20 protein-coding genes are annotated in these 20,237 nt (G+C 69.5%); 12 read left to right on the forward strand and 8 right to left on the reverse strand.

The annotated features are described in order from the left end of the window. The first annotated feature begins 16 nt into the window (after positions 1 to 16). Positions 17 to 883: a YceI family protein gene (locus AB0J78_RS01175; RefSeq protein ID WP_363785645.1), complete on the forward strand. Its 867-nt coding sequence runs from the start codon at positions 17 to 19 to the stop codon at positions 881 to 883. Positions 884 to 1,087: 204 nt separating this feature from the next. On the opposite strand, the gene AB0J78_RS01180 is transcribed toward AB0J78_RS01175, so the two are convergent. Beyond that, positions 1,088 to 2,665, reverse strand: coding sequence for an alanine/glycine:cation symporter family protein (locus tag AB0J78_RS01180; RefSeq protein ID WP_363785647.1), 1,578 nt, complete (start codon positions 2,663 to 2,665; stop codon positions 1,088 to 1,090). Between the two features lie 226 nt (positions 2,666 to 2,891). Here AB0J78_RS01180 and clpB point away from each other — a divergent pair, with 226 nt between their 5' ends. Continuing rightward, complete coding sequence (clpB, locus tag AB0J78_RS01185) at positions 2,892 to 5,477, forward strand: ATP-dependent chaperone ClpB (protein WP_363785649.1); 2,586 nt, start codon at positions 2,892 to 2,894, stop codon at positions 5,475 to 5,477. 93 nt (positions 5,478 to 5,570) lie between these two features. Here clpB and AB0J78_RS01190 read toward each other — a convergent pair whose 3' ends face one another. Then, on the reverse strand, positions 5,571 to 6,776 hold the full coding sequence (locus AB0J78_RS01190; protein ID WP_363785652.1) for an MFS transporter: 1,206 nt from the start codon (positions 6,774 to 6,776) through the stop codon (positions 5,571 to 5,573). Between the two features lie 90 nt (positions 6,777 to 6,866). Between AB0J78_RS01190 and AB0J78_RS01195 the strand changes: the two genes are divergently transcribed. The 5 genes from AB0J78_RS01195 to AB0J78_RS01215 all read left to right on the forward strand — a co-directional run bounded on the left by AB0J78_RS01195 (position 6,867) and on the right by AB0J78_RS01215 (position 10,347). Beyond that, positions 6,867 to 7,490, forward strand: coding sequence for a helix-turn-helix domain-containing protein (locus AB0J78_RS01195; protein ID WP_363785655.1), 624 nt, complete (start codon positions 6,867 to 6,869; stop codon positions 7,488 to 7,490). Positions 7,491 to 7,599: 109 nt separating this feature from the next. Next, positions 7,600 to 8,298 (forward strand): hypothetical protein, encoded by a 699-nt coding sequence (locus tag AB0J78_RS01200; RefSeq protein WP_363785658.1) that lies wholly within the window; start codon positions 7,600 to 7,602, stop codon positions 8,296 to 8,298. Between the two features lie 73 nt (positions 8,299 to 8,371). Further along, the gene (locus AB0J78_RS01205; protein WP_363785661.1) at positions 8,372 to 9,145 is read left to right on the forward strand and encodes an SDR family oxidoreductase; all 774 of its coding nucleotides are present in this window, start codon (positions 8,372 to 8,374) and stop codon (positions 9,143 to 9,145) included. Between the two features lie 18 nt (positions 9,146 to 9,163). Next, positions 9,164 to 9,706: an orotate phosphoribosyltransferase gene (gene pyrE / locus AB0J78_RS01210; protein ID WP_363785663.1), complete on the forward strand. Its 543-nt coding sequence runs from the start codon at positions 9,164 to 9,166 to the stop codon at positions 9,704 to 9,706. Further along, the gene (locus AB0J78_RS01215; protein WP_363785666.1) at positions 9,703 to 10,347 is read left to right on the forward strand and encodes an RNA methyltransferase; all 645 of its coding nucleotides are present in this window, start codon (positions 9,703 to 9,705) and stop codon (positions 10,345 to 10,347) included. The genes pyrE and AB0J78_RS01215 overlap by 4 nt, the downstream gene beginning before the upstream one ends. A 111-nt stretch (positions 10,348 to 10,458) precedes the next feature. Here the strand turns inward: AB0J78_RS01215 and AB0J78_RS01220 are convergent, their stop codons facing one another. The 3 genes from AB0J78_RS01220 to AB0J78_RS01230 all read right to left on the reverse strand — a co-directional run bounded on the left by AB0J78_RS01220 (position 10,459) and on the right by AB0J78_RS01230 (position 13,302). Continuing rightward, positions 10,459 to 11,130 (reverse strand): VTT domain-containing protein, encoded by a 672-nt coding sequence (locus AB0J78_RS01220; RefSeq protein WP_363785669.1) that lies wholly within the window; start codon positions 11,128 to 11,130, stop codon positions 10,459 to 10,461. Between the two features lie 321 nt (positions 11,131 to 11,451). Beyond that, positions 11,452 to 12,606 (reverse strand): N-acetylglucosamine-6-phosphate deacetylase, encoded by a 1,155-nt coding sequence (nagA, locus tag AB0J78_RS01225; protein WP_363786361.1) that lies wholly within the window; start codon positions 12,604 to 12,606, stop codon positions 11,452 to 11,454. Positions 12,607 to 12,732: 126 nt separating this feature from the next. Further along, entirely contained in the window at positions 12,733 to 13,302 is a 570-nt protein-coding gene (locus tag AB0J78_RS01230; RefSeq protein WP_363785671.1) for a SigE family RNA polymerase sigma factor, read from the reverse strand. Positions 13,303 to 13,395: 93 nt separating this feature from the next. Between AB0J78_RS01230 and AB0J78_RS01235 the strand changes: the two genes are divergently transcribed. The 4 genes from AB0J78_RS01235 to AB0J78_RS01250 all read left to right on the forward strand — a co-directional run bounded on the left by AB0J78_RS01235 (position 13,396) and on the right by AB0J78_RS01250 (position 16,901). Then, on the forward strand, positions 13,396 to 13,674 hold the full coding sequence (locus AB0J78_RS01235) for a YciI family protein (RefSeq protein WP_363785673.1): 279 nt from the start codon (positions 13,396 to 13,398) through the stop codon (positions 13,672 to 13,674). Between the two features lie 208 nt (positions 13,675 to 13,882). Beyond that, positions 13,883 to 14,917: a class II fructose-bisphosphate aldolase gene (fbaA, locus tag AB0J78_RS01240; protein ID WP_363785675.1), complete on the forward strand. Its 1,035-nt coding sequence runs from the start codon at positions 13,883 to 13,885 to the stop codon at positions 14,915 to 14,917. Between the two features lie 287 nt (positions 14,918 to 15,204). After that, complete coding sequence (locus AB0J78_RS01245; protein ID WP_363785678.1) at positions 15,205 to 15,615, forward strand: DUF3151 domain-containing protein; 411 nt, start codon at positions 15,205 to 15,207, stop codon at positions 15,613 to 15,615. A 197-nt stretch (positions 15,616 to 15,812) separates the two neighbouring features. Beyond that, on the forward strand, positions 15,813 to 16,901 hold the full coding sequence (locus AB0J78_RS01250; protein ID WP_363785681.1) for an FUSC family protein: 1,089 nt from the start codon (positions 15,813 to 15,815) through the stop codon (positions 16,899 to 16,901). On the opposite strand, the gene AB0J78_RS01255 is transcribed toward AB0J78_RS01250, so the two are convergent. The 3 genes from AB0J78_RS01255 to AB0J78_RS01265 form a co-directional block, all read right to left on the reverse strand. After that, positions 16,898 to 17,140, reverse strand: coding sequence for a hypothetical protein (locus AB0J78_RS01255; RefSeq protein WP_132680425.1), 243 nt, complete (start codon positions 17,138 to 17,140; stop codon positions 16,898 to 16,900). The two genes, AB0J78_RS01250 and AB0J78_RS01255, sit on opposite strands and share 4 nt — an antisense overlap. A gap of 188 nt (positions 17,141 to 17,328) precedes the next feature. Then, positions 17,329 to 17,961, reverse strand: a complete 633-nt coding sequence (locus tag AB0J78_RS01260; RefSeq protein ID WP_363785683.1) for an HNH endonuclease family protein — start codon at positions 17,959 to 17,961, stop codon at positions 17,329 to 17,331. Positions 17,962 to 18,113: 152 nt separating this feature from the next. Then, on the reverse strand, positions 18,114 to 18,752 hold the full coding sequence (locus AB0J78_RS01265; protein ID WP_363785685.1) for a hypothetical protein: 639 nt from the start codon (positions 18,750 to 18,752) through the stop codon (positions 18,114 to 18,116). A 166-nt stretch (positions 18,753 to 18,918) separates the two neighbouring features. Between AB0J78_RS01265 and AB0J78_RS01270 the strand changes: the two genes are divergently transcribed. Next, a complete protein-coding gene (locus AB0J78_RS01270; protein WP_363785688.1) occupies positions 18,919 to 20,205 on the forward strand; it encodes an adenylosuccinate synthase in 1,287 nt (428 codons plus the stop codon). Positions 20,206 to 20,237 lie beyond the last annotated feature (32 nt).

Consider the following 20,237-nt stretch of genomic DNA (forward strand, 5'->3'; position numbering starts at 1 on the left):
AAAGGAGTGTTTTCAGATGGATCTCGGCCAACCGCAGGCCGCGGCCGCCAACGGCGAGACCGGCGCCGCCCGGGGTTCCGGGGCGGTGACGGCGTCGGTGCGCGGCAGCGACGGCTGGCCGGTGCCGGAGGCGGTGGTCACCGTCATCGACGGTAGCGGCACCCAGGTCGCACGAGCTCAGGGCGACGGGCAGGGCTCGGTGATGGCCTCCGGCCTCGCCGCGGGCGCCTACACCGCGATCGTCACCGCGATCGGCCACGAGCCGGTCGCCCGCACCACCCTGGTGCACGAGGGCGCGACCGCCAACCTCGGTGACGTCGAGATCCGCCGCGTCGGCGGCGCCGACTTGCCCGCCCCCGGGCTGTGGCGGATCGACCCCGTGCACTCCTCCATCCAGGTCACCGCCAAGCACCTGGGCCTGAGCAGCATCCACGGCCGCTTCAACGAGTTCTCCGGCGAGGTGCGCATCGGCACCCCGATCGAGAAGTCGCTGGTGGAGGCCCGCATCAACGCCGACACCATCGACACCGGCAACCAGCTGCGCGACGACCACCTGCGCACCGAGGACTTCCTCAACGTCGCCGAGTACCCGGAGATCGTCTTCCGCTCCACCGGGCTGCGCCCGCGCGGCGGCGACAAGTGGGACCTGGCGGGCGAGCTCACCATGCTCGGCGTGAGCAAACCGGTCATGCTGGACACCCGCTTCGACGGAGTCGGTCCCGACCAGTGGGGCGGCACCCGGGCCTCGGCCTCGGCGGTCGCGCAGCTGCGTCGCGACGACTTCGCGGTGCGGTTCAGCCAGTCGCTCAAGAGCGGCATCGCCACCGTCGGCACCACCCTGCGCGTGCAGATCGACATCCAGGTGGTGCACGAGCAGGAATGAGACCAGGAGCGGTCTGCTGTGGCTGGCTCGGCCGCTCCTCGAAAGAAGAAGCCGTGCGCACGTCGGGGGTGCGCACGGCTTCTTCACATCTTGGCGTCCGAGGTGGAATCGGTTTGCGCAGCGGTGCCAGTTGCTCAGGTGGGCAAGGAGGAAGCGACTTCGTCGCTTACCGGGATCGCCCCGCAACCGGCACCGCCACCGGGGTCAGACGCCGGACTTCTCGTCGACCTTGCGGACCTCGCCGGAGCGGATCTTGGCCTTGTAGTCGGCCAGCTCCCGCTTGACCACCGGGATCATGATGTAGAGGCCGATGATGTTGAACAGGGCCAGAAGGAACAGCACCGCGTCGGTGAAGTCCATGACGCTGCTCAGGCTCAGCACCGAACCGACGATCACGAACAGGCAGAACACCACGTTGTAGATGTTGCGGCTCACCGAGGTGTTGCCGAACAGGAACAGCCACGCGCGCTGGCCGTAGTAGCCCCAGGTGATGATCGTGGAGACGGCGAAGAGCACGACCGCCACGGTCAGCACGTACGGGAACCAGGGCAGGACGCTGGCGAACGCCTCGGAGGTCACGGTGACGCCGTCCGGCTCCTCACCACCGGCCAGCACCGCCTTCTGGCCCTCGACCCACAGCTGCGGCTGCGCGATGACGATGGTCAGCGCGGTCATGGTGCAGATGATGACGGTGTCGATGAAGGGCTCCAGCAGCGCCACCAGGCCCTCGGTGGCGGGGTGCTGGGTGCGGACCGCGGAGTGCGCGATCGGCGCCGAGCCCAGACCGGCCTCGTTGGAGAACGCGGCGCGCTGGAAACCGACGATCAGCACACCGATGAGACCGCCGAATCCGGCCTCCGGGGTGAACGCGCCCTGGACGATCGTGACGACCGCGTCCGGCACGGCGGTGATGTTGACGCCGATGACCGTCAGCGAGGCCAGGACGTAGATGATCGCCATCGCCGGGACGAGCTTGCTGGTCACCGCGCCGATGGACTTGATGCCGCCGACCACGACCGAGCCGACGATGATCGCCAGGATGACGCCGAAGATCAGCGCGGCACCGTCCGAGCCGAGCAGGCCCTCGTCGCCGCCGGTGACGTCGCGCACCTGGGCGAAGGTCTGGTTGGCCTGGAACATGTTGCCGCCGCCGACGCCGAACAGCAGGATCATGATCGCCGCCAGCACGGCGAGCACCTTGCCCAGGCCGCGTCCGAAGGCGTTGGGGATCTGCTCGGCGAGGCCCTTGCGCAGGTAGTGCATCGGACCGCCGTGAACGTTGCCGTTCGCGTCGATCTCGCGGTACTTCACCCCGAGGGTGCACTCGACGAACTTGGTCGCCATGCCGAGCAGGCCGCAGAGGATCATCCAGAAGGTCGCACCCGCGCCGCCGACGGTGACCGCGACACCGACACCGGCGATGTTGCCCAGACCGACGGTTCCCGACAGCGCCGAGGCCAGCGCTTGGAAGTGGTTGATCTCGCCCGGTTCGTCCTTGCTGGTGTACTTGCCGCGCACCAGGTCGACCGCGAGCTTGAAGTTCCGGATCTGCACGAAGCCGAAGACCAGCGTGAACACCGTCGCGGCGATCACCAGCCAGGCGACGATCCACGGGAAGCTCACGCCGAGGACGGTGATCTCACCGAACACGAACCCGGAGAAGGCCTCCGAGATCGGCGTGAAGACGTTGTTGATGGTGTCCTCGATGCTGGCGAGTGGGCCGGCATCAGCCGCAAGGACGAGTTCGCCGTCCGGCGGTGGTGTCCCCAAGGTGTAGGTCATGGCGCAATAGCAAAGCGAGCAAAACCCCTGAAAGCAAGCACTGTGCGTAACAATCTGCGGAAGGTTGATCCGATTGGTCAGACCTATGTTTACGCCGTGTGAAAAAAGAAACCTAGTGTGAAACTGAGCTTGAGCGGAAGGCGCTCAACTTTTGTTATGTTGGACGTGTGGAGTCTGGTGCCGACAAGCGGGACGACCAGGCACGACAAGCGGCACGAGGTGAGGAATGGACGCGTTCAACCCGACGACGAAGACTCAGCAGGCGATCTCCTCCGCGGTTCAGGCCGCCACGATGGCCGGAAACCCGGACGTCGGCCCTGCGCACGTGCTCGGCGCCCTGCTCGCGCAAGGTGACGGGCTGACGGCACCGCTGCTCACCGCCGTCGGGGCGGACGTCGCCGACGTGCGGCGCGAGCTCGACTCGCTGACGCACTCGCTGCCCGCCGCCACCGGCAGCACCGTCGGCGCCCCGCAGCTGTCGGGCGAGGCCGTCAAGGCGCTCACCCGCGCGCAACGCCTGGCCACCGAGATGGGCGATGAGTACGTCTCCACCGAGCACCTTCTGGTCGGCCTGGCCGCCGAGGGCGGCCGCGTCGCCGACCTGCTGCGCAAGCACGGCGCCACCCCCGACGCCTTGCGGGAGGCCTTCGCCAACGTGCGCGGCTCGGCCCGCGTGACCAGCCCCGATCCCGAAGGCACCTACCAAGCGCTGCAGAAGTACGGCCAGGACCTCACCGAGCGCGCCCGCGCCGGTGAGCTCGACCCGGTCATCGGCCGCGACGCCGAGATCCGCCGCGTCGTGCAGGTGCTGTCCCGGCGGACCAAGAACAACCCGGTGCTCATCGGTGAGCCCGGCGTCGGCAAGACCGCCATCGTGGAGGGCCTCGCGCAGCGGGTCGTCGCAGGTGACGTGCCCGAATCGCTGCGCGGCAAGCGGGTCGTCGCGCTCGACCTCGGTTCGATGGTGGCCGGCGCGAAGTACCGGGGTGAGTTCGAGGAGCGGCTCAAGGCGGTGCTCAAGGAGATCACCGAATCCGCCGGTCAGGTGATCACCTTCATCGACGAGCTGCACACCATCGTCGGCGCCGGGGCCACCGGTGACGGTTCGATGGACGCGGGCAACATGATCAAACCGATGCTCGCGCGCGGCGAGCTGCGCATGGTCGGTGCGACCACGCTCGACGAGTACCGCGAGCACATCGAGACCGACGCCGCGCTGGAACGCCGCTTCCAGCAGGTGTTCGTCGGCGAACCCAGCCCCGAGGACGCCGTGGCGATCCTGCGCGGGCTCAAGGAGCGCTACGAGGTCCACCACGGCGTCCGGATCACCGACGGCGCCCTGGTGGCCGCCGCGACCCTGTCCGACCGCTACATCACCGCCCGCTTCCTGCCGGACAAGGCCATCGACCTCGTCGACGAGGCGGCGTCCCGGCTGCGCATGGAGATCGACTCGCGCCCGGTGGAGATCGACGAGGTCGAGCGCGCTGTGCGCCGCCTGGAGATCGAGGAGATGGCGCTGGCCAAGGAGACCGACCCGGCCTCGGTCGAACGGCTCGCCGCGCTGCGCGCCGAGCTCGCCGACCGGCGCGAGAAGCTCTCCGAGCTCACCGCGCGCTGGCAGCAGGAGAAGGAGTCCATCGACAAGGTCCGCGACCTCAAGACCCAGCTGGAACAGCTGCGCGGGGAGTCCGAGCGCGCCGAGCGCGACGGCGACCTCGGCAAGGCCGCCGAACTCCGCTACGGGCGAATCCCCGCGCTGGAGAAGGAACTCGACACGGCCACCCACGCGCAGACCGAGCGCAAGGCGATGCTGCAGGAGGAGGTCACCGCCGACGACGTCGCGGACGTCGTCAGCGCTTGGACCGGCATCCCCGCGGGTCGCCTGATGGAGGGCGAGACCACCAAGCTGCTGCGGATGGAGGACGCCCTCGGCGCCCACGTCGTCGGCCAGTCCGAAGCGGTGCGCGCGGTCTCCGACGCGGTCCGGCGCACCCGCGCCGGTGTCTCCGACCCGGACCGGCCGACCGGCTCGTTCCTGTTCCTGGGCCCGACCGGGGTCGGCAAGACCGAGCTGGCCAAGGCGCTGGCCGGTTTCCTTTTCGACGACGAGCGGTCGATGATCCGCATCGACATGAGCGAGTACTCCGAGAAGCACTCGGTGGCCCGCCTGGTCGGCGCCCCGCCCGGCTACGTCGGCCACGACCAGGGCGGTCAGCTCACCGAATCGGTCCGCCGCAGGCCCTACTCGGTGGTGCTGTTCGACGAGGTCGAGAAGGCCCACTCCGACGTCTTCGACGTGCTGCTGCAGGTCCTCGATGACGGGCGGCTCACCGATGGGCAGGGCCGCACGGTCGACTTCCGCAACACGATCCTGGTGCTGACCTCCAACCTCGGGTCGCAGGCCATCGCCGATCCCAACCTCGGCGAGCGGGACCGCGACGAGGCCGTGATGTCGGTGGTGCGCGCGCACTTCAAGCCCGAGTTCCTCAACCGGCTCGACGACGTCGTGGTGTTCCACCAGCTCAACACCGAGGAGCTCACGTCCATCGTGGACATCCAGGTGGACCGGCTGGCCAAGCGGCTCGCGCAGCGGAGGCTGAGCCTCGACGTCCAGCCGGCGGCGCGGGACTGGCTGGCGCTCAACGGTTTCGACCCGATCTACGGCGCTCGTCCGCTGCGCCGCCTGGTGCAGTCGGCCATCGGCGACCAGCTGGCCCGCAAGCTCCTCGCGGGCGACATCCGCGAGGGCGACAAGGTCCGCATCGACGTCACCGACGACAACGACGCCCTCACCGTCGAACCCGCGAATTGACCTCACGTTCGGGTGAACGATTCGAATTTCGCGCGAAATCTGAATGCCGAAGTTCGGGCTCGAATTTCGCGCGAAATTCGAATCACCCTGGTCTCAACGGCGAAAGGTGGACAGGGCTGCGATCGCGGCGAAGAGGGAGGCCGCCGCGGTGAAGACCAGGGTGGCGGTGGTCAGGTCCGTGATGGTGCTGATGTAGCCGAGCACGACCGCGGGGACCGTGGCCGACAGGTAGGCGACGACGTAGATCATCGCCGCCGTGCCCGCGCGCTGGTGCGGGGCCGCCAGGCCGGTGAGCATCCGGAAGGCGCCCATGAACATCAGTCCCCAGCCGACGCCGAGCACGGCGGTGGCCGCGAAGAACAGGTCGGCGTGGTGGGACAGCACCGCGGTCGCGATCCCCGCCATCGGGATGATCATCAGCACCGCTCCGACCCGCACCGCTCGCTCGGCGGCCCAGCGGGCCAGCAGCAGCTGGGTGAGCCCACCGACCCCGGCCAGCACCGCCACCGGAAGTCCGCTGATCAGGTTCGGGAGGTCGTGCACCATGCCCTTGGCCACCGACGGGGCCAACGACATGAACATCCCGCCGACGATCCACGAGGCCAGCACCATGGTCGACATCAGCGCGAACCGGGCGCCCTGGCCCGCCGGGACGACCGGCCGGCGCGGGCGCAGCGCCTCCCCGATCGAGCTGATCTTCGCCACCGGTTCCGGCATCGCGAGCACGATCGGGAGCGCCACCGCGAAACCGGCGGCGAGCAGCAGGTAGCTGGTCAGCGTCGGCCCCGGGACGAACTGCACCAGGATTCCCGACAGCAGCGATCCGCCCGCCATGCCCAGCGCCGCCGCGACCCCGTTGACCAGGGATCCCTGGCTGGATCCGGGGCGCTGGAAGTCCAGCAGCGCACCGCTGATCGCGCTCGTCGCCGCACCCGTGGCCAACCCCTGCAGCACGCGGCCGGCGAACAGCCCGCCGACGCCGGTGGCCAGCGCGAGCACCAGCACCGCGGCGATCTCCACCACCAGCGCCCCGATCAGCACCGGACGTCGCCCGATGTGGTCCGAGAGCGACCCGCACAGCAGCAGCGCCACCAGGATCGCCACCGCGTAGGAGGCGAACACCTCCGTCAGGACGGTGTTGGTGAACCCCCACCGCTGCTGGTAGATCGAGTACATCGGGGAGGGGGCGGTGGAGGCCATCAGGAACAGGGCGTAGATCCCGCCGATGAACCAGAACGAGCCGGAACGTGACAACCCGCGCTCGCGCGTGAGGCTCGGGCGTGCCAGTTCGGTGGTCATGGATTTCCTCTTCGGTCGGGTTCGGGGTGTCCGGACAACGACAACCTCTTAGCGGAACGAACCATTCCGCGCGGGCGTAGCCTTGTGCGCATGGCCACAGCAACGACCGCGCGGCACGACGACGCCGTCATCCGAGCCGCCCGGGAGGTCTTCGCCGAGCACGGGATGGCCGCTCCGATGGCCGAGGTCGCCAAGCGCGCCGGGGTCGGCGTGGCGAGCATCTACCGCCGCTACCCGAGCAAGGCCGAGCTCGTCGAACAGGTGCGCATCGCGGCGTTCCGCCTGGTCATCGATGAGGCCGAGGCCGCGCGCGCCGAGGAGAGAGATCCGTGGCGGGCGCTGAGCCGCTTCATGCACCGCTGCCTGCGGGAGGGCTCGGGAATCGGCACCGTGCTGCCGCAGCTGGAGAAGCGGCACACCTTCTCGGTCGAGTTCCGCGACCTGCAGCAGCGCGTCGCCGAGGTGATCGAGGCCCTGGTCGATGACGCCAAACTGGCCGGAGAGCTCCGCGCCGACGTCGACTGGACCGACGTCCTGCTGCTGTTCAAGCACCTCAACCCGTCGCTGCCGACGACCGAGTCCCGCCGTGCCGAGCTCCGCGCCCGCTACCTCGGCCTGGTCCTGGAAGGTCTCCGCGCCGACGGCGCTGCCCTGCGCGGTCCGGCGCCGGACACGGCCGAGTGGCGAGCCCTCTGCGACAACCGCGCCGAGTGATCCGACCGGTTCGCGGTTTTCGCACGTCAAGGTCAACCGAACGAGCGGTTCGGATTCCGATGCGCAGGTGATCTTCGAGTTCCGCGATGTTCGGACTACCCTGCCCGGTGTGGGCATACCTGCGTGGCTCTGGTTCCTCGTCGCCGTCGTCGCGATCGTCGCCGGCGTCGCGTTGCTGATCTCCGACCGATCGCAGCGCACCTCCAACAACCGGGAGCGGCGTCGCTGGGCGGCGCTGCGCGGTTGGCAGTTCGCCGAAGTGGATCGCGTCCTGCCGACGCGGTGGGAGCGCGGCGTGCTCGCCCAGTACGGCGCGACGACCGCGATGGACGTGGTGGCGGGCTCGACGTTCACCGCCGACGGCCGTCGTCAGGTCTACGTGCTGGACCTGGATGCCGCGGGCAAGACCGTCGCCGTCCTGGTGGGCGTCCGCTGCCGCCGCACGACCCCGGCGACCATCGAGCTGTGGCTGCCGGACGTGCCGGTGCCCCAGGACTCCGGGCTGGACCTGCTGGGGCCGGTCGGTTCGCGCTACGCCTTCGTCACCGAGGTCGCCTCGGCCCGCCCGCTGGTCACCGCCGACCTGGTCGACGCCACCGAGGAGATCGGCCAGGACGTCACCGTGGTCTGGCTGGAGAACGACTGGGTGCTGGCCGCGATGCACCCGGCCGACGCCGACCCGGCACGCCTGGAGCGCCTGCTGCGCGATCTCGGCGACCTCGCCGACCTGGTCGACCCGTTCGACAGCGACCCCAACGACGCGCCGACCGAGACCGAGGCGGAAGAGACCTCGCAGCACATCCAGTAGGTCAAGCGGCGCAGCCGCACCGCTGAGCAAGCCGACCTCAGCCGATGGTTTTCGAGACCGGTAGGTTCGGGATATGCCTACCGCACTCGTCACCGGTGCCACTGCGGGTATCGGCCGCACCTACGCTCGTCGGCTGGCCGCCGAAGGTCACGACATGGTCCTGGTCGCGCGCGACACCGAGCGGCTCGAAGAGCTCGCCGACCGGCTGCAGACCAGGCACAACGTGCGGGTCGAGATCCTTCCTGCGGACCTCTCCGACGCCGCGCAGCGGGCGAAGGTCGCCGAGCGCCTCAGCGACGCGACCAGGCCGGTGGACGTGCTGGTCAACAACGCCGGGTTCGGCACCGGCGGAGCCTTCTGGGACCTCGCGCCCGAGGTGCTGCGGCAGCAGCTGGACGTCAACGTCGCGGCGGTGCTGGAGCTGACCCACGCGGCGGTGCGGACGATGCGCGAGCGCGGACGCGGCGACGTGATCAACGTGGGCAGCGTGGCCGGTTTCTTCACCGTCTCCGGCTCCACCTACGCCGCCACCAAGGCGTACGTGATCGCCTTCTCCGAGGGCCTGGCGACGTCCCTGGCGGGCACCGGGGTGCGCGTCATGGTGCTGTGCCCCGGCTTCACCCGGACCGAGTTCCACGAGCGCGCCGGGCTGGAGATGAGCAGGCTGCCGCGCGCCTTCTGGCTGCAGGCCGACCAGGTCGTGCACGAGTCGCTGGCCGACCTCCGCGCGGGCAAGGCGGTGTCGATCCCGGGCGCCCAGTACAAGGCGCTGGTCGCCATCGGACGGCTGATCCCGAAGAAGTTGCAGCGCATGGTGGTCACCCGCACCGTTCCCGGCCGGACCTGAGAACTATCCTCGGTTCTCGTGGTGAACGAGAAGCAGCGCTCCGAACTGGCCCGACTGGTCAAGGAGCTCGCGGTGGTGCACGGCAAGGTGACGTTGTCCTCCGGCAAGGAGGCCGACTACTACGTGGACCTGCGTCGGGCGACCCTGCAGCACCAGGCGGCCCCGCTGATCGGGAGTCTGCTGCGGCAGATCACCGCTGACTGGGACTACACCGCCGTCGGCGGGCTGACCCTGGGCGCCGACCCGGTCGCCGCGGCCATGATGCACGCCGACGGTCCCGCGCTGGACAGCTTCGTAGTGCGCAAGTCCGCCAAGGCCCACGGCATGCAGCGCCAGATCGAGGGACCGGACATCACCGGCAGGCGGGTGCTGGCCGTGGAGGACACCTCGACCACCGGCGGCAGCGTGCTCACCGCCGTCGAGGTGCTGCGCGAGGCGGGCGCCGAGGTGGTCGGCGTGGCGACCGTCGTCGACCGCGACACTGGGGCTCGCGAGGCCATCGAGGAAGCGGGACTGCCCTACCGCACGTTGCTGGGGCTGTCCGACCTCGGACTGGCGTGAGCGAGGACGTCGGGCCCACCGAGTGGGGCACCAGCGTCGGCGTCGGCCCGTGGGAGGGCCCCTGGCCGGACGACGAGCGCTACGACCCGGAGCTGCTGGAGCACGGTGACCGCCGCAACGTCGTCGACCACTACCGGTACTGGCGGCGGGAGGCGATCGTCGCCGACCTGGACCTGCGGCGGCACGAGTTCCACGTGGCCATCGAGAACTTCCAGCACGACCACAACATCGGCACGGTGGTGCGCACCGCCAACGCGTTCCTGGCGGAGGCGGTGCACATCGTGGGTCGCCGCCGCTGGAACCGGCGCGGCGCGATGGTCACCGACCGGTACCAGCACGTGCACCACCACCCGGACGTCGAGTCGCTGAGCGCGTGGGCGCGAGAAGCGGACCTGGCGGTCGTGGCGGTGGACAACGCGCCGGGCGCGATCCCGGTGGAGCGCGCGGAGCTGCCGCGCCGGTGCGTGCTGCTGTTCGGCCAGGAGGGGCCCGGCCTGCACGAGGAGTCCCGCCGCGAGGCCGACATGGTGGTCTCCATCGCGCAGTTCGGCTCCACCCGATCGATCAACGCCGGGGTCGCCGCGGGCGTCGTCATGCACACCTGGGTGCAGCAGCACGCCGACCTCGGCTTGGCGTGGTGAGGGCTCCGCGTCCGAACCGTCCATGATCGGTCGGTTCGGGCCAAAACCGCCCCCGGATGCGAAAGAAGAGCCGGACCCGAGTGGGTGCCGGCTCTTCTTTCGAGGGTTCCGTCAGGCCGCTTCGCGGGCCTTCTCGCGGCGTCCCTTGATGTACTCGATGATGATCGGCACGATCGAGATCACGACGATGACGATGGCCATGGCCTCGATGTTGTTCCGGATCCACGGGATGTTGCCCAGGAAGAACCCGAGCAGCGTCATGCTCAGGATCCAGGCCACACCGCCGATGGCCGAGTAGCTGAAGAACTTCTTCTGGTCCATCTGACCGATGCCGGCCACCGCCGTGATGAACGTGCGGACGATCGGCACGAAGCGGGCCAGGATGATCGCGCGGGCGCCGTACTTCTCGAAGAAGGCGTGCGTCTTGTCGACGTGCTCGCGCTTGAACAGCTTCGAGTCGGGCTTGTTGAACATCGCCGGGCCGACCTTGCGCCCGATCCAGTACCCGGTCACGTTCCCGACGAAGGCGCACATCGCCAGCAGCACGCAGACCAGCCAGATCGGCGTGTTGATCGCGCCGATGGCGACGAACATGCCGGTCACGAACAGCAGCGAGTCACCCGGCAGGAAGAAGCCGATGAGCAGACCGCATTCGGCGAAGATGATCAGGCAGACGCCGATCAGCGCGAACGGGCCGAGACCAGAGACGATGTTCTCCGGATTCAGCCAATCCGGAAGCAGAGCGAGCGCGGGCTGTGCCGCGGCGGCGAATTCGGACGTCACGCTTGCCAACGGTACCGTGACGCCGCTTCGCCCGGATTTCGGGAGAGCTGCGGGACATCAACGCAGCGCACACCCACGATCACCCAATGGGGTAAAGGACTGTGACGCCCGCCGCGAGCGAACCGGACAGGAGTCCCAGGACGATCACGAAGAGCAGCACTCTCGTGGAACTGGGTCGCAGCGTGCGCTGCGACGAGGAGGGACGGCCGCTCGCTCGCGCCCGTAACGCGGCGGACAGCGTGTCCTCGGTTTCCCGGCCGTTCATCCCCCGACCCTAACCAGCAGCCCGGCCGAACGGCTGCAGATCGGCGATGCAGCAGGTCACGCGGGTTCGGTGAGCCACCGGCCGCCGTGCATGACGCCCTGCAGGTCCAGGTCGTCACCGAGCACGACCATGTTCGCCTCCGCGCCCGGGCGGATCTCGCCCACGTCGGTCAGCCCGAGCCGCCGCGCCGGGTTCGTCGAGGTGGCCGCGACCGCGGTCGGCACGGACAGCCCGCAGCTGCGCACCAGGTTGCGGAACGCGGCGTCCATGGTCAGCGTGCTGCCGGCCAGCGAGCCGTCGGCCAGCCGGGGTTCGCCGTCGACGACGGTCACCGGCAGCGCGCCCAGCTCGTAGGTGCCGTCACCGGCGCCGGTGGCGCTGATGGCGTCGGTGACCAGGATCGTCCGGTCCGCTCCGGCGTGGGTGGCGGCCAGCCGGGCGACGGTCGGGTGCAGGTGCACGAGGTCGCAGATCAGCTCCACGCTGACCCGCTCGTCGTCGAGCAGCGCGCCGACCGGTCCGGGCTCGCGGTGGTGCAGCGGACGCATGCCGTTGAACAGGTGCGTCGCCACGGTCGCCCCGGCCTCCACGGCCTCCAGCACCTGGTCGGCGACCGCGTCGGTGTGCCCGACGGCCGCGATCGCACCGCCGTCGACCAGCTGCCGGACCGCGTCCCGCGAACCGGGCAGCTCGGGAGCCAGGGTGACCATCCGGACCGTGCCGCGGCCGGCGTCGAGCAGCTGGCGGACGTCGTCGGCCTCCGGCGCGCGCAGCGCCTCCGGAGCGTGCGCGCCGCACCGGGCGTGGGAGAGGAACGGTCCTTCCAGGTGAACACCGGCCACCAGGCCCTCGGCGGTCAGCTCGGCCAGCGTGGCGATCTGCTTGACCAGCTCCGGCACCGGCGCGGACACCAGGCTGGCCAGCATCGTGGTGGTCCCGTGCGCGCGGTGGTGGGCCACCGCGGTCTCGGTCTGCTCGGGTTCCAGCGAGGTGAACGAACCGCCGCCACCGCCGTGGCAGTGGATGTCCACGAAGCCCGGCACCAGCCAGCGCCCGGACAGCTCGATCGCCGGGCCCTGGGGGACGGCGCCGTCACCGACGGCGGCGATCTTGCCCGCGGACACCCGCACCCAGCCCGGCTGCGCGACTCCGCCCGGGGTGACGACCCGCGCGCCGGTGAGGATCAGTTCGGCAGTGTTCACAACGACGATCCTCCGCCAAACGCGAGCAGTGGTCTACACCAAAATCGGTGTTTTGCGGCTCAGCCCGAACTCGCCGAGCCGGTCACGGACGGTGAGACCGGAGGGAATGCCTGATTCGCCGAATATAGACCGTCGTCAACTAGCGATGTGCTTCTGCAACGCCTCCAGGGCGCGGCTCGCCGTCGACTTGACGGTGCCCTTGGAGACGCCGGTCGCCTCGGCGATCTCGGCCTCCGACAGGTTCCCGTAGTAGCGCAGCACCAGCACCTCGCGCTGCCTGCGCGGCAGCTTGCCCAGCGCGTCCACCACGGCCTGGTGCTCGGCGGTGAGCATCGCCAGCGACTCCGCGGAGCGCGCGTTGGCCTGGTGCGGCGGCTGGTACTCGCGGGCGGTCTTGCGGCGGCGCAGCATCGAGCGGGAACCGTTGACGACCGCCGTGCGCAGGTAGGCGATCGCGGCGTTGGCATCGCGCAGCCCGGACCAGTTCCGGTAGAGGCCGGTGAACGCCTCCTGGACCACGTCCTCGGCGCTGCTGATGTCGTCGACCAGCAGGATCGCCAGCCGGACCATCCGCATCCGCTGCTGCTTGTAGATGTCCTCCAGGGACAGCGGTTGCTGCGTCTGCCGGTGGACTCCGTCCAACTTGCGCAGCGTGCCGAAGGTCTTCTCGACGCTGCGCTCGATCCCTTCCGAATCACCGCCCATGATCGAAGAACTTACCCGGCGAGGATGGGTTCGCGGGGTGGGTTCGGGTTAGCGTCGCGTGGATCGTTGAATTCGCCGCTAGGGAGGCACAACATGGCGAGGTTCGTTGTCGAGCTGGTCTACGGGCCCGACGAGGACAAGAGGCTGGCGGTCCGCCCGGAGCACCGGGAGTACTCGCGCGGACTGGCCGAACGGGGCACCCTGCTGGCCGGCGGGCCCTACACCGACGGCAAGGGCGCCCAGATCATCTACGAGACCGCCGACGAGGCCGAGCTCGAAGACGTCCTGGCCGCCGACCCGTACACCGAGGCCGGGGTGATCGCCTCGACCACCATCCGCCAGTGGGAAGTCGTCACCGGCGCTTGGCTGTAGGCGGCGAGGGCCCCAGCGTGTGAGTATGTGCACAGGAACGTTTTCTGAATCCTTGCACCAACTTTTCAAAACAACACCGCTGGGGCACTGTGACGCGCGAAAGAGTGGTATGTGCCCCGACGCGCCGCGGACGGTGCGCTGGGGTTCCTAGGATGCTGCGCGATCTCGCGACACTTCACGACCGAACTCCATCTGAGGAGGATGACCGATGCCCATCGCGACCCCCGAGGTCTACACGGAGATGCTGGACCGGGCGAAGACCGGTGAATTCGCCTACCCAGCGATCAACGTGACCTCGTCGGAGACGCTCAACGCGGCGCTGCGCGGGTTCGCCGAGGCCGAGAGTGACGGCATCATCCAGGTGTCGACCGGGGGCGCCGAGTTCGCCTCCGGCACCAAGGTCAAGGACATGGTCACGGGTGCCACCGCGCTCGCCGAGTACGCGCACGTCGTCGCCGCCAAGTACCCGGTGAACATCGCGCTGCACACCGACCACTGCCCGAAGGACAAGCTCGACGGCTACGTCAAGCCGCTGATCCAGATCAGCCAGGAGCGGGTCAACCGCGGCGAGAACCCGCTGTTCCAGTCGCACATGTGGGACGGCTCGGCGATCGACCTCGACGAGAACCTGCAGATCGCGCAGGAACTGCTGGAGCTGTCGGCCAAGGCCAAGATCGTCCTGGAGCTGGAGGTCGGCGTCGTCGGCGGCGAAGAGGACGGCGTCGCCAACGACATCAACGACAAGCTCTACACCGCGCCCGGCGACTACATCAAGACCGTCGAAGCCCTCGGCACCGGCGAGAAGGGCCGCTACCTGCTGGCCGCGACCTTCGGCAACGTGCACGGCGTCTACAAGCCGGGCAACGTCAAGCTGCGCCCGGAGATCCTCAAGCAGGGTCAGGACGTGGTGTCGGAGAAGCTGGGCCTGGCCGCCGGCTCCAAGCCGTTCGACCTGGTCTTCCACGGTGGATCCGGTTCGCTGCTGGAGGAGATCCACGAGGCGCTCACCTACGGCGTGATCAAGATGAACATCGACACCGACACCCAGTACGCCTTCACCCGGCCCATCGTGGACCACATGCTGAAGAACTACGACGGTGTGCTCAAGATCGATGGCGAGGTCGGCAACAAGAAGACCTACGACCCGCGCAGCTACCTCAAGGTCGCCGAGCAGGCCATGGCCGCTCGCGTCGCGCAGGGCTGCGAGGTCCTCAAGTCCGCAGGCCGCATGATCGCCGGCTGAGTTTTCTCGGTTCGCACTCGCCTCGCCGGGCGGTGCGGGTGGCGGAACCTCAGCGGCTCTCTGGCTCCGGGATCCGAGACTTGTGCATGTCCAATACACGACGCTTCGGCTGTCCTCCCCAGAGAGCCGCTGAGAACCCGCGGCGGTGCGAGTTGCTCAGGTGGTGAAAAGAGAAACCGGCTTCGCCGTTTGCCTGACGTTGGTTGGCTTTGTTGTCTTTCGACGGTCCGTTCGCCCTGTGGGTGGACGGACCGTCGTCGTCTTGGGCGAAGTGCGAGGATGGGGTCATGACGAGGAATCTGTTGGAGCCGCCGGAGACGCTGCTGCCGGAGAGCCCGGAGGCGCAGGGCGCCCTGGACGCAGGCACCGACCCCGCCGAGGTCGCCGCGCAGCACCCGGCGTTCAGCGCCGCTTGGGCCGCGCTCGCCGACAACGCCCTGAACAGCGGGGAGAACATCGCCGCCTACGCCTACGCGCGCACCGGGTACCACCGCGGCCTGGACGCCCTGCGCCGCTCCGGCTGGAAGGGCTTCGGCCCGGTCCCGTGGCGCCACGAGCCCAACCGCGGCGTGCTCCGCTCGGTCGCGGCACTGGCCAAGGCGGCTCGCGCCATCGGCGAGATCGAGGAGTTCGACCGCTGCCGCCAGCTCCTCGAGGACAGCGACCCGGCCTCCCTGGAAGCCAACGACCTCGCCTGACGACCACGAACCCGGCCACGCGCGGACGCCCTGCCCGCACGTGGCCGGCTCGTCGTACCCGGATCCCGCACGTCCCGGGGTGACCGGATTTCAGTGGAAATCGGGAACCCGATTTCAGTGGAACTCCGGGCCCCGATTTCCACTGAAATCCGGGACCGCCCGGCGGGCGCGGGCGTTCGGTGGCGGAGGATGGTGTCGTGCTGCGTTTGCGTGAGGAGTTGATCCGCCGGCTCCGGCGGTTGCTGCGAACCGGTGTGCCGATCGTCCAGTGCGCGCTGGCCGCCGGCGTGGCCTGGTTCCTCGCGCACGACGTCGTCGGGCACGTCGCGCCGTTCTTCGCCCCCATCGCCGCGGTGATCTCGCTGGGCGTCTCGCTCGGGCAGCGGATGCGGCGAGCCCTGGAACTGGTCGTCGGCGTGAGCATCGGCGTCGGGGTCGGCGACGTGCTGATCTCGGTGATCGGCACCGGGACCTGGCAGATCGCGCTGGTCGTCGCGCTGGCGATGTCCACCGCCGTGCTGCTGGACAGCGGCGGCGTGATCGTGCTGCAGGCCGCGTCCTCGTCGGTGTTGGTCGCGACGTTGCTGCCGCCCGCCACCGCGGGCGGGCTGACGCGGATGCTCGACGCCGCGATCGGCGGGCTGGTCGGCTTCGCCGTCGCCGCGCTGCTGCCCGCCAACCCCCTCGCGGTCGCGCACCGCAACGGTCGCGTGGTGCTGGGAGCGCTCGCCGACGCGCTGCGCGGGGTCGCGAGCGCGGTCGCGCACCGCGACATGTCGATGGCCGCCGACGTGCTGGCCGATGCTCGCAAGAGCCACAAGTCCGTCGAGGAGTTCCGCGCTGCGCTGGAGGCCGGAGCCGAGATCGCCAGGTTCGCGCCGATCCGCTGGCGCAGGCGCGGCGACCTGGAGCGCTACGAAACCGCCGCCACCCCCGTCGACCGCGCGCTGCGCAACACGCGCGTGCTGACCCGGCGGGCGCTGGCCGCGCTGCGCGACGAAGAACCCGTTCCGCGACCGCTACCGGGCATGCTGGAGGAGCTCGCGGGAACCGTCGTGCTGCTGCGCGACGAGCTGGCCAGCGGCAAGGATCCGCTGCAGGCCAGGGAAGCCGCGCGCGCAGTCGCCAAGAAGTCCACAGTGGAACTCCTGGGTGAGGGCGACTTCTCGATGCAGGTCGTGGTCCTGCAGGTGCGCTCGATCGCCGTCGACCTGCTGCAGGCGTCCGGCCTGACCCGCGCCGAAGCGGTCGCCACCCTGCCGCCACTGCACCCCGAGGAGAGCTAGGGCCGGTTCAGCACGGCTGCCAGGCAGGCGTGCAGCGGCTCGTGGTCGCGCGGGTCGTGCAGCTCGCAGTCGGCCGCTGAGAGGCGGTACCACTCCTCGGCACCCGAGTAGCGGATCCACACCTGCACCGCGCCCTGCTCGCAGGAGGTCGCCAGTTCCAGGTCGCCGGTGATCACGCCGACCTCGTCGGTCATCACCCCGCCCGGAGGCGCGGTCAGAGTCGTGCGCAACTCGCCCATGACCGCAGTATGCCTTTCCGGGGTTCGTTCGGGGCCCTTCGCGCGGCGGTGCGGGTGGCGGGAACCCCGAACGGGAAAGCACTGGGGTCCTCCTGCTCCGGGCGCGCCGACTCGTGCGTGCCCAAGGCACCACGTCGACGCGTCCTCGCAGGAGGACCACCTCAGGTCGAGGAAGCGGCTGCGCCGCTTCAGCAGCCGTCCAGGGCGGTCTGGAGAGCGCCCTTCTCGGCTTCGGTGATGGTCAGCTGGTACTTGTGCTTGGTGCCGACCCACATCGAGGCGTAGGTGCAGTGGTAGTCGGTCGCCGGCGGCATCCAGGTCTCCGGGGTCTGGTCGCCCTTCTCCTGGTTGACGTTGTCGGTGACCGCGATGAGCTGCGGGCCTTCCAGGTCGTTGGCGAACGCCTGGCGCTGGTCCTGGGTCCACTCGGCGGCACCGGAGCGCCACGCGGCGGCCAGCGGCACGATGTGGTCGATGTCCACGTCGGACGGCTGGGTCCAGGTCTCGCCGTCGTACGGGCTGGCCCAGCTGCCTGCGGTCGGGTAGCAGTCGGAGCCGACCTCGACGCCCTCGCCGTCCCGCTTGAGCACCGCTTCGCGGGTGTTGCAGTTGTCCGGCCCGTCGATCCAGTGCGGGAACTTCTCCCGGCTGTAGCCGTCCATCGAGCCCTCGGCGGCGACGGTCAGCTCAGCGAGCTCGGCCTTCGCGGTCGCCGGGTCGGGGACTCCCGGCGGCTCGGCGGCGGCCGGGATGGCGAGGCCGATGCTGATCAGTCCGGCCAGCGGCAGGGCGGTCAGGGTGGCGCGCAACGAACGTGTCATGGCTTCCTCCGCAGTGGGCTAGATCGCCTGCTTCGAGATGACGATTGCCCACGTGGGTGGCCGATTCAATGCCGAGGAGTGGCCGGAAGGTGACATGGCGTGAAGTCGCCACCGATCGCGCTACCAGAATGTGAATTCCACACACTCGGTGATCAACGCGCCAGGTTGAGGTCCTCGGTGTGCCGGTACCAGACCCACTTCTCCATCGGCCTGGGGTGATCGGTGCCGTCGTGCCGCACGGTGGCCGACCGGAACGACGCCTGGAACGCCCGCCCCCGGGCGGATTCGGTGCGACGGCGCAGCAGCCCGCGCCGGGTGATGCCGACCCGCAGCCCGTCCATCGGGGGTTCGATCGTGTGGTTCAGCGGATCGGCCGTCGGGTCCGGCAGCGGTGCCGCGTCCGGGTCCGGGGAGACCACGAGGCTCTGCGCGGCGCCGTTGAGGACCTGCGCGTCGTCGCAGTACGCCTGGCCGGTGATCGGTGCGATCACGCCCTCCCCCAGCAGGATTCCGCCCGAGTCGTCCCTGATCAGCGGCACCGGTCGCGGGGACGCGGTCAGCGCGCGCTCGAAGTCCCCGACGGCCAGCCCCCACAGCCGGGCCACCGGCGAGTCGGCCACCGGCACGTAGCCGACGGTCAGTTCGGTCAGCCGTTCCTTGCGCAGCAACCGCAGCACGACGGCCGCCAGGTCCATGTCAGTGCCGTGCACGACCACCCGATCGGTTGCTTCTGCCAGCAGCGGATCGACCTCGTTGCGACCCGGCGCGGCGGAAACCTCGTGCCATTGCACAGAGTCACCGGACGGACGCGCTGCGCCATCAACGTTTCCGCAGGACAATGCGGTGGTACTCACGTTTCGCTCCTGGTTTACCCTGATCGACCGGCATACCCCGTGGTGGGAGCGGGCGAAGCGTGCGGTCACGCTGGCGACCACCCAGTCCAGGTTGGAGTTTCACATGCCGGCGATCGTGCTGATCGGCGCCCAGTGGGGCGACGAAGGCAAGGGTAAGGCGACAGACCTGCTCGGCGAGCAGGCGCAGTGGGTCGTGCGTTACCAGGGCGGCAACAACGCGGGACACACCGTCGTGCTCCCGGACGGGCAGGACTTCGCGCTGCACCTCATCCCGTCGGGGATCCTGACCCCCGGCGTGACGAACGTGATCGGCAACGGCGTCGTCGTCGACCCGGGCGTCCTGCTGGAGGAGCTCGCCGGTCTGGAGGAGCGCGGGGTCGACACCTCGCGGCTGCTGCTGTCCGCCGACGCACACCTGATCATGCCGTACCACGTGGCCATCGACCGCGTGACCGAGCGGTACCTGGGCAAGAAGCAGATCGGCACCACCGGCCGCGGCATCGGCCCCTGCTACCAGGACAAGATCGCTCGCGTCGGCGTGCGGATGCAGGACCTGCTCGACGAGAAGATCCTGCGCCAGAAGGTCGAGGCCGCCCTCGACATCAAGAACCAGATCCTGGTCAAGGTCTACAACCGCCGCGCGATCGACGCGGAAGAGGTCGTGGACACCGTGCTGGGGCAGGCGGAGAAGTTCGCGGGCCGCATCGCCGACACCAAGCTGCTGATCAACAAGGCGCTGGAGCGCGGCGAGCGGGTGCTGCTGGAAGGTTCCCAGGGCACGCTGCTCGACGTCGACCACGGCACCTACCCGTTCGTGACCTCGTCGAACCCGACCGCCGGTGGCGCTTCGGCCGGTTCCGGCATCGGCCCGACGAAGATCAGCGCGGTGATCGGCATCCTCAAGGCCTACACCACGCGCGTCGGTGCGGGCCCGTTCCCGACCGAGCTGACCGACGAGGCCGGCGAGAACCTGCGCAAGCAGGGCGGCGAGTTCGGCGTGACCACCGGTCGCTCGCGGCGGACCGGGTGGTTCGACGCGGTGATCGCCCGCTACGCGACCCGCGTCAACGGCATCACCGACTACTTCCTGACCAAGCTCGACGTGCTCTCCGGCCTGGAGACCATCCCGATCTGCGTCGCGTACGACGTCGACGGCGAGCGGGTCGAGGACATGCCGATGACCCAGACCGGCGTGCACCACGCGGTTCCGGTGTACGAGGAGATGCCGGGCTGGTGGGAGGACCTCAGCGACTGCCGCAGCTTCGAGGACCTGCCGGCCAACGCCCGCGCCTACATCGAACGCATCGAGGAGCTCTCTGGCGCCCGCGTGTCGGCGGTCGGCGTGGGTCCGGGGCGCGATCAGACGATCGTGCGCCACTCGATGGCCTGATCCTCTCGCGGTGGACGGGGTTTCAACTGAAA

It is taken from the genome of Saccharopolyspora sp. NPDC049426 (genome assembly GCF_040676935.1).
Classification (GTDB): Bacteria; Actinomycetota; Actinomycetes; order Mycobacteriales; family Pseudonocardiaceae; genus Saccharopolyspora.

What these genes read in the sequence shown, in the direction of transcription:
- AB0J78_RS01175 (WP_363785645.1), top strand. Translation starts at nt 17, where the DNA reads ATGGATCTCGGCCAACCGCAGGCCGCGGCCGCCAACGGCGAGACCGGC.
- AB0J78_RS01180 (WP_363785647.1), bottom strand. Translation starts at nt 2,665, where the DNA reads ATGACCTACACCTTGGGGACACCACCGCCGGACGGCGAACTCGTCCTT.
- clpB (WP_363785649.1), top strand. Translation starts at nt 2,892, where the DNA reads ATGGACGCGTTCAACCCGACGACGAAGACTCAGCAGGCGATCTCCTCC.
- AB0J78_RS01190 (WP_363785652.1), bottom strand. Translation starts at nt 6,776, where the DNA reads ATGACCACCGAACTGGCACGCCCGAGCCTCACGCGCGAGCGCGGGTTG.
- AB0J78_RS01195 (WP_363785655.1), top strand. Translation starts at nt 6,867, where the DNA reads ATGGCCACAGCAACGACCGCGCGGCACGACGACGCCGTCATCCGAGCC.
- AB0J78_RS01205 (WP_363785661.1), top strand. Translation starts at nt 8,372, where the DNA reads ATGCCTACCGCACTCGTCACCGGTGCCACTGCGGGTATCGGCCGCACC.
- AB0J78_RS01230 (WP_363785671.1), bottom strand. Translation starts at nt 13,302, where the DNA reads ATGGGCGGTGATTCGGAAGGGATCGAGCGCAGCGTCGAGAAGACCTTC.
- AB0J78_RS01235 (WP_363785673.1), top strand. Translation starts at nt 13,396, where the DNA reads ATGGCGAGGTTCGTTGTCGAGCTGGTCTACGGGCCCGACGAGGACAAG.
- fbaA (WP_363785675.1), top strand. Translation starts at nt 13,883, where the DNA reads ATGCCCATCGCGACCCCCGAGGTCTACACGGAGATGCTGGACCGGGCG.
- AB0J78_RS01245 (WP_363785678.1), top strand. Translation starts at nt 15,205, where the DNA reads ATGACGAGGAATCTGTTGGAGCCGCCGGAGACGCTGCTGCCGGAGAGC.
- AB0J78_RS01255 (WP_132680425.1), bottom strand. Translation starts at nt 17,140, where the DNA reads ATGGGCGAGTTGCGCACGACTCTGACCGCGCCTCCGGGCGGGGTGATG.
- AB0J78_RS01260 (WP_363785683.1), bottom strand. Translation starts at nt 17,961, where the DNA reads ATGACACGTTCGTTGCGCGCCACCCTGACCGCCCTGCCGCTGGCCGGA.
- AB0J78_RS01270 (WP_363785688.1), top strand. Translation starts at nt 18,919, where the DNA reads ATGCCGGCGATCGTGCTGATCGGCGCCCAGTGGGGCGACGAAGGCAAG.